Origin of the sequence: Lacticaseibacillus manihotivorans DSM 13343 = JCM 12514 (assembly GCF_001435035.1) — a bacterium.
GTDB classification, from domain to species: Bacteria; Bacillota; Bacilli; order Lactobacillales; family Lactobacillaceae; genus Lacticaseibacillus; species Lacticaseibacillus manihotivorans.
Window position 1 is genome coordinate 4,202 of record NZ_AZEU01000164.1, and the last position, 15,473, is coordinate 19,674.

Genomic DNA, 15,473 nt, shown 5'->3' on the forward strand with positions numbered 1-15,473 from the left:
TTAGGCAACTGGTAAGGCTAACTGAAAGATTCAAAACACACTTACGATACCGGACAGCAATACAATTTTAAAAGCCTGATTTAAAGATAAAAGAGTATCAATTGAAAAATAAAAAAACCGCTACGACATCTCGTCGCAGCGGAATTGGTTGAATCTAGGCTTGCCAGTGTTCAGGATCTTGGCGCCAAGCGTGAAGCATGGCTAATTCTTGATCATCGATTTGTCCCAAACTCTTGGCCTGTTCGATCAAGGCCGTGTAGTTGGTCAATGTGGTGAACGGCACGCCAGCCTCAGCAAAATTGGTCGTGGCAGCTGGTAGTTGATAACTGAAAATCGCCACCACGCCGATAATATTCATGCCTTCCCGCTTAGCGGCGGCAGCGGCTTTCAACACTGAGCCACCAGTGCTCAGTAAGTCATCGATCAAGACCATTTTGGCGCCTTCAACTAAACGCCCTTCGATTTGGCGGCCTTGACCGTGGTCTTTAGGCTTGCTACGAATGTAAGCCATTGGCAAATGCAGCCGATCGGCAACTAACACGGCGTGTGGGATCCCAGCTGTGGCCACCCCGCCGATGGCTTCGACGTCAGAAAACTGGCGCTGGATGACTTGGGCTAAACCACTGGCAATGCGGTCGCGTACTTCCGGGTAGGAAATCGTGATGCGATTGTCCGTGTAAATTGGCGATTTGATCCCGCTAGCCCAAGTAAATGGTTGTTTTGGACGTAAGGTCACCGCGCCAATAGTCAAAAGATCTTGCGCGATTTGGTTTTCAATTTCAGTCATGATCAGTACTCCATTCTGTTTGAATTTGATGATAAGCCTTGATTGGATCATCAGCTTTGGTGATTGGTCGGCCGACGACAATGCCGGAACTCCCAAGTTGTTTGGCTTGAGCCGGGGTGACGACGCGTTTTTGATCGCCGATGTCAGCGCCTGCTGGGCGAATACCAGGGGTGATGATCAGAAAATCGGGCCGCACGACTTGGCGAATGTCTTGTGTTTCTTGAGCACTTGCAACCACTCCGTCAGCGCCTGCGCTTTGCGCCAAAGCGGCCAAATGCTTGACCGATTCGCGCACTGGGCCTTGAATTTGGAGTTGGTCATGGAGCATCGCTTCATCGGTCGAAGTCAGCTGGGTGATGGCAAGCAAACGCGGCGGTAAACATCCGGCATCTTTGGCCCCTGCCAAAAGTCCCCGCTTCGCTGCGGCCAACATCTCGCGCCCTCCTGCCGCATGCGCTGTTGTCAAGGCGACGCCTAAACGTCCGAGTTGGTAAGCGGCCATTTCCACGGTATGCGGAATGTCATGCAGTTTCAAGTCTAAGAAAATATTCATAGGCCGTAACGCTTGTAAGTCGCGAATGATTTGTGGCCCTTCTGCGTAATACAATTCCATGCCGACTTTCACAAATAAGGGTTCGCTGGCATCAAATCTGGAAATAAAATCCAAAGCATGTTGTTTGTTGGGAAAATCTAACGCAATGATCGGTTGCATGCTAACTCCTTTCTCACAAAAACTACCAGACGCGGGTCTGGTAGTTTTAGGTTATAGCGCAGTCGTGGTGAAGGCCCGTGATTCAAGCACTGATGCAATCGCATTGGCGGTATCCAAGCTGGTCATCAGCGGCACCCCGTGCATGATCGCAGTTTGGCGGATCAAGTAACCATCACTGGTCGTGGCGCGATCGGCACTGGTGGTGTTGACCACTAGCTGCAGTTTTTGATCGGCGATGGCATCGAGGATCGCGTTTTCACCGTTTTCACCGAGCTTGGCGATGGCAGTCACAGCGATGCCTGCTTCTTCCATCGCTTTGGCAGTGCCGGCTGTGGCAACAATTTGATACCCGACTTCACGAAAGCGCTTGGCTAAGGCGACGGCTTCAGCTTTGTCGTTATCGGCAACCGTAAACAAGGCAGTCCCAAAGGCTGGCAAGTGGGTGTGGCTGGCTTCAAAGGCTTTGTACAAGGCTTTTTCAAGGGTGGCATCAGAGCCCATGACTTCACCAGTGGATTTCATTTCCGGTCCGAGCATGGAGTCTACTGCGTTAAGCTTAGAGAAGCTGAACACTGGGGCTTTGACATGCACGCCTGGACGCACTGGTAAAATGCCAGTTCCAAAGCCAAGCGCTGAAAGGTCTTTGCCTAAAATGGCTTGCGTGGCAACTTGCGCCATGGCCACACCGGTCACTTTGCTCAAGAATGGTACCGTCCGGCTAGCCCGCGGGTTGACTTCGATGACATACACTTGACTGTTATGCACGATGAATTGAATGTTCATGATGCCGATACAGTGCAATGCGTGGGCCAACTTAATGGTATAGTCTTCGATTTGTGCTTTGACGTCATCAGAGAAATCTTGAGGGGGATAAACGGCCATCGAGTCGCCTGAGTGGACGCCTGCGCGTTCGATGTGTTCCATGATCCCAGGAATCACCACGGTTTTACCATCAGTGATCGCATCGACTTCACATTCAGTGCCGACTAAATATTGATCGACTAATACGGGATGATCGTTGGAAACCGATACCGCGCGGTCGATGTAATTCGCGAGCTCTGCTTCAGAATGCACGATTTCCATCGCCCGGCCGCCTAAGACATAACTCGGGCGGACTAAAACGGGATAACCGATCTTGTTGCCGATCGTCAAAGCGCCGGCTTTATCAGTGGCAGTGCCGCCAACTGGTTGCGGGATCTTCAATTCCTTGATGATTTCATCGAAGCGATCGCGATCTTCAGCGGCATCCAAGTCATCTAAGCTGGTGCCTAAGATCTTGACACCATGGGCTGCTAGTGGTGCGGCTAAATTAATGGCCGTTTGCCCACCAAATTGCACGATGACCCCTTTTGGTTGTTCCAAATCGATGACGTTCAACACGTCTTCAATGGTCAACGGTTCAAAGTACAATTTGTCGGAAATCGAGAAGTCGGTAGAAACTGTTTCTGGGTTGGAGTTCATGATGATGGCTTCATACCCAGCTTTTTGAATCGCTTTGACCGAGTGCACTGTCGCGTAGTCGAATTCCACGCCTTGGCCGATGCGGATCGGACCAGACCCTAACACCAAAATGCTTTCGCGGTCAGAGCGGACGGATTCGGTTTCGGTTTCATAAGTGCTGTAGAAATATGGGGTGGTCGATTCGAATTCACCGGCACACGTATCCACCATTTTGTAAACTGGGACAATGCCAGTGGCTTTGCGGTGATCGCGAATGTCATCGGCAGATTCATGCCAGAACTTGGCAATGGTAACGTCTGCGAAACCATTTTCCTTGGCGATTTTCAGCAAGTCATCATCATCGACATTGGCCTTGAGTTGGTCTTCTAATTCAATGATGTGCAAGATCTTATCCAAGAAGAATTCGTTGATCCCGGATAATTCTGAGATTTCTGCGATCGTATACCCCCGGCGGAAGGCTTCGGCGATGGCAAACAAGCGCATGTCATTTGGCGTGATGATCTTGTCGGACAATTCTTGATCGGTGAAGTCCGCATCTTCTTGACGCCACAAGTGCACTGCGCCGACTTCCAAACCGCGCACTGCTTTGAGCAACGCTTCTTCAGCGGTGCGGCCGATTGCCATGACTTCGCCTGTGGCTTTCATTTGGGTACCCAAGGTGCGATCCCCATTTTCAAACTTATCAAATGGGAAGCGTGGGATCTTAGCGACGACATAATCGAGCATCGGTTCAAATTCAGCGTAAGTGGCATCAGTGATCGGGTTTTTGATTTCATCAAGGGTCAAACCCACCGCGATCTTAGCGGCCATTTTGGCGATCGGGTAACCGGTAGCCTTAGAGGCTAAAGCAGAAGAACGGCTGACCCGCGGGTTAACTTCAATGATGTAATACTTGAAGCTGATGGGGTCTAAGGCTAACTGGACATTACAGCCACCTTCGATTTTCAAGGCGCGGATGATTTTAAGGGAGGCATCCCGCAACATTTGGACTTCTTTATCGGTCAAGGTTTGCACTGGGGCGAACACGACGGAATCACCAGTATGCACACCGACGGGATCAAAGTTTTCCATGTTGCAAACGACCATCGCGTTGTCAGCGGCGTCGCGCATCACTTCAAATTCGATTTCTTTGTAGCCGGCGATGGAGCGTTCGATCAAACATTGGGTCACTGGCGACAAGTTCAAACCATTTTCAACAATGGTGGCTAACTGATCCGCGTTTTTGGCGATCCCACCACCAGTGCCACCCATGGTGAACGCCGGACGGACGATCACAGGGAAACCAATTTCATCTACGAAAGCTTTGGCTTCATCATAATTGTGCGCGATGGTGGATTCAGGAATCGGTTCGTGGAGTTTTTGCATCAAGTTCTTGAACAGTTCGCGGTCTTCGGCTTGGTCGATCGCAGAAAGCTTGGTCCCCAGTAATTCGATGTGGAGTTCTTCAAGAATGCCAGAGTTAGCCAATTCCATCGCTAAGTTCAAGCCGATTTGCCCGCCGATGGTTGGTAAAATCGCATCAGGCAGTTCCTTGCGCAGGATCTGGCTCACGAATTCTTTGGTTAACGGTTCGATATAAACTTGATCGGCGATTTCTTTGTCAGTCATGATGGTGGCTGGGTTGGAATTGACTAAAACAACTTCATAGCCTTCTTCTTTCAGCGCCAAGCAAGCTTGGGTGCCGGAGTAATCAAATTCTGCAGCTTGGCCGATGATGATCGGGCCAGAGCCGATGACTAAGATCTTATGAATATCTTCGCGTTTAGGCATGAGTCAGTTCCTTTCCTTCACGGTTGTTGAATGCATCCATCATTTCCATAAACTCGTCAAACAAGTGGTCAGCATCATGGGGACCAGGCGCTGCATCTGGGTGAAATTGCACAGAAAATGCGGGATACAAGCGATGACGTAACCCTTCGACAGTGTGATCATTGATTTCAACGTGTGTAACCAGTAATTGGTCGGGATCGATCGAATCAGGATCGACCGCGTAGCCATGGTTTTGGCTGGTAAAGTCGATGCGGCCAGTGGCGATTTCACGTACTGGGTGGTTGAACCCGCGGTGGCCGAACTTCATTTTGAAAGTGTCAGCGCCGTTGGCTAAGGCGAATAGTTGATGGCCTAAGCAGATCCCAAATAATGGAATTTTACCTTCGATGCCGCGGATCATGTCCAAAGCATCAGGCACATCTTTCGGATCGCCAGGGCCGTTGGTGAGCATCACCCCATCAGGATTGAGATCGAGGATCTCAGCGGCAGTGATGGTTGGTGGCAAAATGGTCAAGTTGCAGTTGCGCTTGGCGAGTTCGCGTAAAATCGAGTGCTTTAATCCAAAATCGACGACTGCGACGTTGCGCCCAGTGCCAGGTGCAGGATAAGCTTGCGTGGTGGCCACTTGTTGGACCTGATTTTTTGGTAAAACTAAAGCTTTGAGTTGATCAAAGGCATGCGCGTCAGCCGCATCGACGATACTTGCCTTCATGGTGCCGACTGAGCGCAAGCGTTTAGTCAAGGCGCGGGTGTCGATCCCAGAAATGCCTGGAATGTGTTTGCGCTTCAGGAATTCGTCTAAGCTCATTTGGGCGCGCCAGTTGCCGGTGACTCGAGCTAAGTTCTTCACCACCACCCCTTTGGCTGTGGGATTGATACTTTCATAGTCGTCGCGGTTGATACCGGCATTACCGATCAAAGGATAAGTGAAGGTGATGATTTGACCATTGTAACTTTGGTCCGTGATGGTTTCTTGATAACCGCTCATCCCAGTGTTGAACACAATTTCGCCAGTGGTGACAGATTCGGCGCCAAAGCCCTCACCTGCAAACACACTGCCGTCTTCAAGGATCAAATAACGTTTCAAAATAATTGCTCCTCCCTTTTGCAAGCTATGCTTTATACGCGATGCGTCCGCCGGCGATGGTGTACAAGGTGCGACCGTATACAACTTCCCCAATGAATGGACTGTTGTGGCCTTTGGAGAACCAGTCTTTGGGATCAATCGAATAAGGTGTGCATAGATCCATCGCCGTGAAGTCTGCGGGTTCGCCGACTAACAAGTGGCCAGCGTTTAAGCCGAACTTTTCAGCTGGGCTGGTGCTCATCCAGTTGACCAATTGTTCTAAGGTGAAGATATTGGTCATCACAAAGTGCGTGTACAACAAGGCAAAAGCGGTTTCGCTCCCGACGATGCCAAAAGATGCCTTCACCATGGAGCCAGTTTTTTCTTCGGCGGTGTGTGGCGCGTGGTCCGTGGCGATCATATCAAGCGTGCCGTCTAACAATCCGGCAATCAAGGCTTGGCGATCTTTTTCACTGCGCAATGGTGGGTTCATCTTGTACATTGCATTGTCTGAAGGGATATCTTGGTCCGCTAACAGCAAATGATGTGGGCTGACTTCAGCAGTGACGTTGACGCCGCGTGCTTTGGCAAAGCGAATCAAGTCAACCGACGTTGCAGTGGACACGTGGCAAGCGTGATAGTGCACGCCGCTAGCTTCGGCTAATACCAAGTCGCGCGCCAGTTGGGCGGTTTCGGTCAAATTGCTCATGCCAGGCAAGCCCAGCTCGTCAGCTTTTGGCCCAGCATTCATCACGCCGTCTCCTTTAAAACCTTCATCTTCGATGTGCGCGACGATCGGGGCATTGACTGCAGCGGCGCCTTGCATGGCTTGATACATGGTGGCGGCATCTTGCACCCCGACGCCATCATTGGAGAATCCTAGCGCGCCTGCAGCACGTAAACCGGCATAGTCGGTAGGCTTTTGGGAATGCAGGCCTGCGGTAATTGCTGCAAATTGTCGCACATGGATCTTAGCGTCTTGATGATTTTTTTCAATTAAATGTTCAAGGTCGTCAACATTATCTGGGACGGGGTTCAAGTTTGGCATCGCGACCACTGTGGTGAAGCCGCCGTGCGCGGCTGCTTGCGCACCAGTCTTGATGGTTTCTTTGGCTTCAAAGCCCGGTTCGCGGAAGTGCACATGCACATCGACTAGCCCTGGCATTAAAGTGGCGCCTTTTAAGTCGATCACTGTGGTTTTGGCTGGGGCGTGTAAGTCGTGCCCTAACGCGGAAATCACCCCATCGGTGGTTAACAAGTCGCCGTCAAATGGTTCTGGGCCGACAACGTGAGCGTTTTTAATGAGTAAATGCATGAACGCGACTCCCTTCAGTGGCTTGTGGTTGCATTATTTGTTCCAACATCGCCATGCGCATGAACACGCCATTGTGCATTTGCTGGAAGATCCGCGATTGTGGGCATAACACCAAGTCATCGGCAAGTTCGATGCCGCGGTTGACTGGGGCTGGATGCATGATGATCGCAGATTTTTTCAATTTTGGATAAAGTTGATCGGATAACCCGAAGCGTTCGTGATAAGTCGCTTCAGAAAATTCTGCTTTTTCAGCTTCGCTTAAGCGTTCGAATTGCACCCGCAAAAGCATTAAGACATCGACTTTTGGGACAATGTCAGCCATCGGTTCATAAGGCCCGTATTTTTCAAATTCTTTGGTGTACCAAGCTTTGGGACCAGAGAAGGTGAGCTCAGCGCCAAGGTCATGCAGCATTTGCATATCGGATTTGGCGACCCGAGAATGACTTAAGTCCCCGACGATCCCGACTTTCAACCCTTTGAAATGACCGAATTCTTCATGGATGGTCATCAGATCTAGCATCATTTGGCTGGGATGCTGGCCAGCGCCATCGCCTGCATTGACAATATGCAGTGGCAAGTGTTCAGCCAAAAGGGATTGATAGTAAGCATTGACTGGATGGCGAATGACGGCGACTTGCACGCCGATGGCAGCCAGTGTGCGTAAGGTGTCAGCCAAAGTTTCGCCTTTGGTGACCGAACTTTGCCGCGGATCAAAAGGTAATACTGTCATGCCGAGTTTGCGTTCGGCCATTTCAAAGCTGGTGTGTGTGCGCGTACTTGGTTCAAAAAACAGATTCGCTGCATACATCGGTAATGGCAAGTTGGGTGTTGCCCCGCCCTTGAACGCCTCGGCGCGCTGAATCAAAAGATCTGCGAGTTGCGGGGTGACTTGGTTTGCTGAAACGAAATCTGTAATGGACATGCTATGCCTCCTCGTTGGCAGCGTGCTGTGGCAAAATGAAGTTGAGCAAAATGCCGATGACTGTGGCTAACGCTAAACCGGAAAATTGGAAGGTCCCAATTTTCAAGACGGCGTTGCCGATGCCGATGACTAAAATCGTGGAGCCGATCATTAAGTTGCGCTTTTTGTTAAAGTCCACTTTGTTATCGATCAACACTTTCAATCCGTTCGAAGCGATGACCCCAAATAATAGGAAGGAAATACCACCGATGACTGGACTGGGAATGGTGTGGATCAAAGCTGACAACTTGCCGATAAAGGCGAACAAGATTGCAAACCCGGCAGCGCCGCCGATGACCCAAACGGAATGGACTTTGGTCATGGCCATGACGCCGATGTTTTCACCGTAAGAAGTGACTGGCGGGCCGCCGACGAAACCAGCGATGATCGAGGCGGTACCGTCCCCGGCTAAAGTATGGTTCAGCCCTGGATCTTTGAAGAAGTCGCGATGCGTCATTTCATTTAAAACCATGATGTGACCCATGTGCTCGGTCATGGTGACAAAGGCGATTGGCGCCATGGAAAGGATCGCGTCTAAATATAATTTCGGGGTATAAGTGATGCCTGGAATTTGGAATTTTGGTAAGGATAACCAGGCGGCTTGTTGGACTGGGGTGAAATCAACGATACCGACGATCACAGCGAGAATGTAGCCGGTGATCAAGCCCAGTAAAATTGGCAACAAGGAAATGAATTTCTTCAGGTACATATTGTAGGCAATGGTTGCGGCCAAGGTAACAATCGCCACTGCGAAGTACTTGATATCATAAACGCTAGTGCCGTTTGCTAACGTCCGCATCGTGGCATCAGTTGCGGCAGTCCCAGCTAAGGATAAGCCGATGACCATGACGATCGGACCCACCACGATCGGTGGCAAGGCTTTGTCGATCCAAGCTGAGCCGGCGAAGTTCACGATGGTGGCCACGATCAAGTACACACACCCAACGGCGATGGTGCCTTGGGCGATGGCAGGATAACCGGCTCCTTTCATCAAGGCTTGCATCACCGTGATGAAAGAAAAGCTCGAGCCCATGTAAGCTGGGATCTTACCGCGGGTGATCAAGATGTAAAGCAAGGTGCCGACACCGCTTGAAAACAGCGCGATGGCTGGATCCAAGCCCACTAAGATCGGTACTAACACAGTGGAGCCAAACATGGCGAACAAGTGTTGCACCGAAAGGCCGAGCCAGTGGCCAAATGCTGGGCGGTCATGAATATCTAAAACCGCGTCGTCGTTATGATAAGCCATGCATTACGCCTCCAGCTTGGAAATGGAAATGCCATCTTCGCCGTCGAGTTCGGAAACTTCCACGTTGATCTCTTCTGACAAAGCAGTGGGAATGTTCTTGCCGACAAAATCTGGACGAATTGGGAGTTCACGATGACCGCGATCAACCAACACTGCCAAGCTGATTTTGTTCGGACGGCCTTGATCCATCAAGGCATCCAGTGCGGCGCGGATCGTACGGCCAGTGAAAATGACGTCATCGACTAAGATCACATGCTTGTTGGTGATGGAAACTGGCAGATCTGAGCCTTCAACATCTGGCGTTAAGGAATGATCGAGTTTGTGGACATCGTCACGATACATGCGGATATCGAGTTCCCCGACTGGGACATCAATGTTTTCCAATTGGTTCAAGCGCTTGGCGATGCGATCTGCCAAGTAAATGCCGCGAGTTTTGATCCCGACGATCACCAATTCATTTAGATCCTTATTTTGTTCGATGATCTCATACGTGATCCGTGTTAATGCCCGTTGCATGGTGACCCCATCGACTACTTGCTTTGCCATAATTTCTCTCTCCTTTTGGTATCAAAAAAGTCGCCTTCTATCCAGTTTGGTTAGAAGGCGACCGTCAGTCGTAATTGATCTGCCGCAGCAGACGTGATACCTTCTAAGCCTCTCTGGACTTAGTTAAAGGTGCTTGTTAAGTTGTAAATAGCTTATCGAATCACACGAGTTTTGTCAATGCCTGCACGCAAATCCGCTAAAGTTTTTTGAAAAATTGTTGGCGGATCCACTTTGAATTCGAGGTATTCGCCAGTGGTTGGATGCACAAAGCCTAAGGTCTGGGCATGAAGAAACTGCCCTTTGTTCGGCAAGGTGCGCTTCGGTCCATACAACGGATCGCCTGCCACTGGGTGATGAATATACGCCATGTGCACGCGAATTTGATGCGTGCGACCGGTTTCCAGTTGACACTGCACCAACGTATAATCGCCAAAGCGTTCCAACACTTTAAAATGCGTCACGGCATGTCGGCCACCAGCGACGACGGCGTGCTTTTTGCGATCTTTAAAATCGCGGCCAATTGGCGCATCAATGGTACCTGAGTCTTCTTTGATATTGCCATGTACAATCGCCAAATAAACGCGAGTGTTAGTTTTAGCTTTGAGTTGGGCAGACAGCGAAGCTTGGGCGACGGCGGTTTTGGCCACCATCAACAAACCGCTGGTGTCTTTGTCGATGCGATGGACGATCCCAGGCCGCAAGACATCGTTGATGCCAGTGAGCTTGGTGTGACCTAAAATTGCGTTGACCAAGGTGCCATCTGGATGCCCTGGCGCTGGATGCACCACCATGCCTTGCGGTTTATTGACCACGATCACTTGGTCGTCTTCATACACCACGTCTATTGGAATGTCTTGGGCAACAGTTTCAAGCGGCACAGGCTCAGGGCGCGTGATGGTGATCACGTCACCTGGTTTCACTTTATATTTTGGTTGAACCGCGACACCGTTGACTTGCGCATGACCGCTTGCGAGCCATTTTTGCGCTTGTGAACGCGTCACGTCATCGAAATTTTCAGCGATCACTTTGTCAATGCGCCCTGTTTGATCCGTAATGGTTAACTCATCCATTAGCGCACCGGCTTTTTGCCGTCAAAAAAAAGCAAGTGGATCAACACCAAAATCACGCCAACCGTCAAGCAAGCATCGGCGAAATTAAAAATCGCAAAGTTCATGAAGTCCACTTGGAACATATCCGTGACGAAGCCTTGGCGCAGGCGGTCGATGAAGTTCCCTATCGCCCCAGCCAAGATAAACACTAAGCCTAAGCGATATGTCCGAAAGCCTTTGGAGTCTTTCCATAACCAAATCACGACGCCGATGGCCGCGACTGTGATCACATAGAAAAACCATTGCTTCCCTTCCAGCATTGAAAAGGCCGCACCGGTGTTTTTAATGTGCGTCAAACTCAAGACACCCGGGATGAAGCCAATGGTTTCGCCGATGGCCAAGTGCGCCACGACCCATGCTTTGATCAATTGGTCTGCGGCCACTAAGCCGACTGCCAACAACAAGTAAATCACCAAAAAACGATTCCTCCAAAAATTAAAGTTTAAAACAGTCCTGAAATCACACCATCATCGGACACATCCATATTCATGGCAGCAGGCCGCTTTGGCAAACCTGGCATGGTCAACACGGAACCAGTCAGTACCACTAAGAAGCCAGCCCCAAGTTTCGGTTGGATATCACGGACATGCATGGTAAAGCCAGTTGGTGCCCCTAAAGCTTTGGGGTCATCTGACAGTGAATACTGGGTTTTGGCCATGCAAATGGGCAAGTGATCCCAGCCATTTTGGGCGATGGTCTTTAATGCCAGTTCTGCTTTATGATCATACACGACATCTGCCCCACCGTAAATCTTTTGCACGATAGTTAAGATCTTGTCTTTCACTGGCTTGTTGACATCATATAATGGTTTGAATTCTCCGGGTTGATCCAAGGCAGCGACTAAAGCATCTGCTAATGGCAAGGCCCCTTTGCCGCCTTGACCCCAAACATCAGAGGCGAAAGCTTGCACACCGAGGTCCGCACAGGCTTTGATCAAGGCATCAAGTTCTGCCTGGGTATCGGATACAAATTGGTTGATCGCCACTAACACTGGGCGACCGTAACGTTGCATGTTTTCGATGTGCTTTTTGAGGTTTTTGAAACCATTTTTCAAAGCATCGAGGTTTTCGGTCGTTAATTCTTTAAGCGGTTGGCCACCATTGTACTTCAAGGCGCGCACTGTGGCGACGATCACCACAGCATCTGGGGTTTTGCCGAGCACTGGGGTTTTGATGTCCATGAACTTTTCAGCCCCAAGATCCGCACCGAATCCAGCTTCAGTTAAGGCAATGTTCCCTAGTGCCAAAGCGGTTTGGGTGGCTAACACGGAGTTACAACCATGCGCGATGTTGGCAAAAGGTCCGCCATGAATTAACGTTGGCGTATGCGCTAAGGTTTGCACCAAGTTAGGCTTTAAAGCGTCTTTCAATAACATCGCAATAGCGCCGGTGACTTCAAGATCAGCCACTGTGACCGGTTTGCGATCGTAGGTGAAGCCAATGACAATGTTTGAAATACGTGCTTTGAGTTCATGCATGTTCTTGGACAAGCACAACACCGCCATTAATTCAGAGGCCACGGTGATATCAAACGAATTCTCGCGCGGCACTCCACTGGTGGCCCCACCGACACCGATTACAGTATGGCGCAAGGAGCGGTCGTTAATATCTAATACGCGATTCCAAGTGATCCGGCGCGGGTCGATGTTTAAGGCGTTACCTTGTTGCAAGTGGTTATCGATCAAGGCCGCCAAAGTATCAACGGCAGTGGTCAAGGCGTGCATATCGCCAGTAAAATGTAAGTTGATATCCTCCATCGGCACAACTTGAGAGTAGCCTCCACCAGTGGCGCCGCCTTTCATGCCCATCACTGGGCCAAGGGATGGTTCGCGCAAAGCGATGACGGCGTTTTGATGGCGTAAGTTTAAGGCATCTCCTAAGCCGATGGTGACCGTGGATTTGCCTTCACCTGCAGGCGTCGGGTTGATGGATGTGACCAAGACCAGTTTCCCTGGCTTTTTTTCTGCCAAGCGCTTGAGCGTGGGATAGCTCAATTTGGCTTTGGCTTTGCCGTATAATTCCAGATCATCAGGTGTTAAGCCAATGGTTTCGGCGACTTTGGTGATCGGTAACATTTCGGTGCGTTCATTTGCTTGAGCAATTTCAATATCAGACATTAGTTTCCCCTTTTTGTGTGACGTGGATGCCAACTGTTGATAGGTCCGCTAACAGCGAGTGCAGGTGGCCGATGCGAACCAATTTTATTTTACCATACGAACGGGTATCGAGGATAAGACTATATTTGTTCGCATATACGCCAATAATTGTATTAATTGGGAGCTGAATATTATTTCCGGGAAAAATTCGCCGAATGATCACTTGATCTTGGTCGATCACGAGCTGCAAGCGCCACACTTGGATGATGCCAGCAATCACCATCGCAGCCACAAATGCCATCGGCGGCCAATAGAGATAATCATACGCCCCAATTTCCATCTGAAAAATCACGCCGGTGCCGATGCCAGCTAAAATCAAGCCCCAAAAAATCGCGCAATCAACGCCTGTGGGTTGATACCGATAAGTATGCAAGCTGGTCCCTCCTTCGAATCCATAAGCTTAATGATACCACGCCCCTGATGTGATGTGGGCGTGTGATACAATACAGAGGTCAAATTTACGAAAATGCGAGGCTCATCATGATCAAATTAAATACAGATGCTGCGACATTGGGCAATCCTGGACCAGCTGGTGTGGGGATTTTGATCGTGGCCAATGGTGAACAAGACCAAACGCATCTCAGCTTACCAGAAATGTCGAATCATGAAGCCGAATTTGCTGCCGCCATCGCCGGGTTTAAGCGCCTGCAAAATCTGGAACTACAAGGCTTTGTTAGCTTTGCCAGTGATTCCAAATTAGTGATTCAATCTTTGGACAAACACTACGCTAAGCATTACCAGGCACAAGTCGACGAATTATTTGACTTGATCGACAGTTTTGAGCAAGTGATTTGGCAATGGGTCCCGGAACGAGAAAATCGTGGTGCCCATATGCTGGCACAACAAGGTTTGCACGCTGCCCATTAAAAAACACACGGATCACTTCTGATATAGAAGCAACACGTGTGTCTGGTGATTCAGTTTGTTACAATTAACCTAAGACTTTAAATTGATCTGCTTTAGCCATGGTGTCTTTGTCACCTGCAGGAGACAGGATTTCACCGAAAGGCATTTGGGCACGTAAGGACCAGCCTTCAGGAATATCAAAAGCCTTAGCCACTTCGTCATCGATCAGTGGGTTGTAATGTTGTAAGGAAGCGCCGATGTTGTTGTTAGCTAAAGCGACCCAAGTGTTGAGTTGCGCCGAGCCTTGGCCTTGTTCAGCCCAAGTAGCAAAGTTGTCAGCATAAAGTGCGAAGTCTTTTTCTAGTTGATGCACGACTTTAGTGTCGGTGAAGTAAAGGATCGTGCCATATGCAGCTTTGAAGCTGGCAATTTTTTGCTTGGTTTTTTCATAAGCGGCTTCCGTTGGCACTTCAGACTTGAGGCGCTTGACCACGATGTCCCATAATTGGTCGTGCTTGTCGCCGAATAAGAACACAGCGCGAGTGGTTTGGGAGTTGAAGGCCGTTGGCGTTGCTTGAATAGTATCTTCAACTAAGTCGACGATTTCTTGGTTGGACGCTTTGATGTTCTTACCTAAAGCGTAAATGGAGCGGCGTTGTTGCAATAAGTTTAATAAGTCTGTATTCATAATTGGGTTCCACCTTTGATTTAAGTATGGTTACATTGTACCAGCTTGCTTTTTGTAAGTAAATAGAATAAGTTAAAATTAATTATTTTGTACGGAGGTACGCATGTCGTTATTTACGGAGCTGTTCATTATTTTATTAATTGTGAACACCCTCGGCGCCATCTTCACCGTCCTACGATCGGTGCGAGATATCGCGACGACTTGGGCGTGGCTCTTGGTGTTGATCTTTTTGCCGGGCGTTGGCTTTGTCATTTATTTATTTGTCGGGCGGCGCCTTTCTGCCAAAAAAATGCGCCTGATCCAAGCCGAATATGCTAAGGCCAGTGCGGCGTTTGTGCACCTGCAAAAAGCGGCTAATGCCAAAGGTCGCTTGGTGCCGACCACCACTAAGGCGGGACAGGAATTGATCAATTTATTTCTAAATTTGGCGCGCGCGCCACTTTTGCATAATGGCGACGTGAAATTATTTTATGACGGCCAAGCGAAGTTTGCGGCGTTGTTTGCGGATATTGAAGCAGCACAATCTGAAATTTTAGTCGAATACTACACGATTTACCCTGACGCCTTAGGCACGCAACTGCGCGATTTGTTGATCAAAAAGGCCCAACAAGGCGTCACTGTGCGCGTGGTGTATGACGCCTGGGGTTCCATGGGCGCTGGGGCTAAATGGTGGCGTCCTTTGATTCAAGCTGGGGGTTGGGCAGAATCCTATTTTTCTTCAAAACATTTGATCGCGGATTTTCGCATGAACTATCGCCTGCATCGCAAAATCGTGATCATCGATGACCAAATCGGCTACATTGGCGGG

Annotated in this window: 15 protein-coding genes; 2 read left to right on the forward strand and 13 right to left on the reverse strand. The window is 49.6% G+C overall.

Going from position 1 to position 15,473, the window contains the following annotated elements; genetic code table 11:
* Positions 1 to 154: 154 nt before the first annotated feature.
* The 12 genes from pyrE to FD01_RS09510 form a co-directional block, all read right to left on the reverse strand.
* The gene (gene pyrE, locus FD01_RS09455; protein WP_056963917.1) at positions 155 to 787 is read right to left on the reverse strand and encodes an orotate phosphoribosyltransferase; all 633 of its coding nucleotides are present in this window, start codon (positions 785 to 787) and stop codon (positions 155 to 157) included.
* Positions 780 to 1,499 (reverse strand): orotidine-5'-phosphate decarboxylase, encoded by a 720-nt coding sequence (pyrF, locus tag FD01_RS09460; protein ID WP_054716310.1) that lies wholly within the window; start codon positions 1,497 to 1,499, stop codon positions 780 to 782. The genes pyrE and pyrF overlap by 8 nt, the downstream gene beginning before the upstream one ends.
* Before the next feature lie 51 nt (positions 1,500 to 1,550).
* The gene (gene carB, locus FD01_RS09465; protein ID WP_056963919.1) at positions 1,551 to 4,730 is read right to left on the reverse strand and encodes a carbamoyl-phosphate synthase large subunit; all 3,180 of its coding nucleotides are present in this window, start codon (positions 4,728 to 4,730) and stop codon (positions 1,551 to 1,553) included.
* Positions 4,723 to 5,817 carry a carbamoyl phosphate synthase small subunit gene (locus FD01_RS09470; protein ID WP_056963922.1) on the reverse strand — a complete coding sequence of 365 codons (1,095 nt, stop codon included), beginning with the start codon at positions 5,815 to 5,817 and terminating at the stop codon, positions 4,723 to 4,725. Before FD01_RS09470 ends, carB begins: the two co-directional genes overlap by 8 nt.
* Positions 5,818 to 5,842: 25 nt before the next feature.
* Positions 5,843 to 7,111: a dihydroorotase gene (locus FD01_RS09475; protein WP_056963924.1), complete on the reverse strand. Its 1,269-nt coding sequence runs from the start codon at positions 7,109 to 7,111 to the stop codon at positions 5,843 to 5,845.
* A complete protein-coding gene (locus tag FD01_RS09480) occupies positions 7,095 to 8,033 on the reverse strand; it encodes an aspartate carbamoyltransferase catalytic subunit (protein WP_056963926.1) in 939 nt (312 codons plus the stop codon). The genes FD01_RS09475 and FD01_RS09480 overlap by 17 nt, the downstream gene beginning before the upstream one ends.
* A 1-nt stretch (position 8,034) precedes the next feature.
* Positions 8,035 to 9,321 (reverse strand): solute carrier family 23 protein, encoded by a 1,287-nt coding sequence (locus FD01_RS09485; RefSeq protein WP_056963928.1) that lies wholly within the window; start codon positions 9,319 to 9,321, stop codon positions 8,035 to 8,037.
* A 3-nt stretch (positions 9,322 to 9,324) separates the two neighbouring features.
* A complete protein-coding gene (gene pyrR, locus FD01_RS09490; protein WP_054716312.1) occupies positions 9,325 to 9,867 on the reverse strand; it encodes a bifunctional pyr operon transcriptional regulator/uracil phosphoribosyltransferase PyrR in 543 nt (180 codons plus the stop codon).
* 152 nt (positions 9,868 to 10,019) lie between these two features.
* Complete coding sequence (locus FD01_RS09495; RefSeq protein ID WP_054716358.1) at positions 10,020 to 10,937, reverse strand: RluA family pseudouridine synthase; 918 nt, start codon at positions 10,935 to 10,937, stop codon at positions 10,020 to 10,022.
* Positions 10,937 to 11,392 (reverse strand): signal peptidase II, encoded by a 456-nt coding sequence (gene lspA, locus FD01_RS09500; RefSeq protein WP_056963930.1) that lies wholly within the window; start codon positions 11,390 to 11,392, stop codon positions 10,937 to 10,939. Before lspA ends, FD01_RS09495 begins: the two co-directional genes overlap by 1 nt.
* Before the next feature lie 26 nt (positions 11,393 to 11,418).
* Positions 11,419 to 13,092: a formate--tetrahydrofolate ligase gene (locus FD01_RS09505; RefSeq protein WP_056963932.1), complete on the reverse strand. Its 1,674-nt coding sequence runs from the start codon at positions 13,090 to 13,092 to the stop codon at positions 11,419 to 11,421.
* Positions 13,085 to 13,504, reverse strand: coding sequence for an EbsA family protein (locus FD01_RS09510; RefSeq protein WP_054716318.1), 420 nt, complete (start codon positions 13,502 to 13,504; stop codon positions 13,085 to 13,087). Before FD01_RS09510 ends, FD01_RS09505 begins: the two co-directional genes overlap by 8 nt.
* Before the next feature lie 107 nt (positions 13,505 to 13,611).
* Between FD01_RS09510 and FD01_RS09515 the strand changes: the two genes are divergently transcribed.
* Positions 13,612 to 13,998, forward strand: coding sequence for a ribonuclease HI family protein (locus tag FD01_RS09515; RefSeq protein WP_054716321.1), 387 nt, complete (start codon positions 13,612 to 13,614; stop codon positions 13,996 to 13,998).
* Positions 13,999 to 14,062: 64 nt separating this feature from the next.
* Here FD01_RS09515 and FD01_RS09520 read toward each other — a convergent pair whose 3' ends face one another.
* Positions 14,063 to 14,665 (reverse strand): nitroreductase family protein, encoded by a 603-nt coding sequence (locus FD01_RS09520; RefSeq protein ID WP_056963934.1) that lies wholly within the window; start codon positions 14,663 to 14,665, stop codon positions 14,063 to 14,065.
* Between the two features lie 103 nt (positions 14,666 to 14,768).
* On the opposite strand from FD01_RS09520, the gene FD01_RS16640 reads away from it, so the two are divergent.
* The coding region (locus tag FD01_RS16640) for a PLDc N-terminal domain-containing protein (protein WP_235802953.1) at positions 14,769 to 15,473 on the forward strand (705 nt) is incomplete at its 3' end.

Excerpts from the sequence above, each read along its gene's own strand:
- pyrE (WP_056963917.1), bottom strand. The coding sequence starts at position 787 with ATGACTGAAATTGAAAACCAAATCGCGCAAGATCTTTTGACTATTGGC.
- pyrF (WP_054716310.1), bottom strand. The coding sequence starts at position 1,499 with ATGCAACCGATCATTGCGTTAGATTTTCCCAACAAACAACATGCTTTG.
- carB (WP_056963919.1), bottom strand. The coding sequence starts at position 4,730 with ATGCCTAAACGCGAAGATATTCATAAGATCTTAGTCATCGGCTCTGGC.
- FD01_RS09475 (WP_056963924.1), bottom strand. The coding sequence starts at position 7,111 with ATGCATTTACTCATTAAAAACGCTCACGTTGTCGGCCCAGAACCATTT.
- FD01_RS09480 (WP_056963926.1), bottom strand. The coding sequence starts at position 8,033 with ATGTCCATTACAGATTTCGTTTCAGCAAACCAAGTCACCCCGCAACTC.
- FD01_RS09485 (WP_056963928.1), bottom strand. The coding sequence starts at position 9,321 with ATGGCTTATCATAACGACGACGCGGTTTTAGATATTCATGACCGCCCA.
- pyrR (WP_054716312.1), bottom strand. The coding sequence starts at position 9,867 with ATGGCAAAGCAAGTAGTCGATGGGGTCACCATGCAACGGGCATTAACA.
- FD01_RS09495 (WP_054716358.1), bottom strand. The coding sequence starts at position 10,937 with ATGGATGAGTTAACCATTACGGATCAAACAGGGCGCATTGACAAAGTG.
- FD01_RS09505 (WP_056963932.1), bottom strand. The coding sequence starts at position 13,092 with ATGTCTGATATTGAAATTGCTCAAGCAAATGAACGCACCGAAATGTTA.
- FD01_RS09515 (WP_054716321.1), top strand. The coding sequence starts at position 13,612 with ATGATCAAATTAAATACAGATGCTGCGACATTGGGCAATCCTGGACCA.
- FD01_RS09520 (WP_056963934.1), bottom strand. The coding sequence starts at position 14,665 with ATGAATACAGACTTATTAAACTTATTGCAACAACGCCGCTCCATTTAC.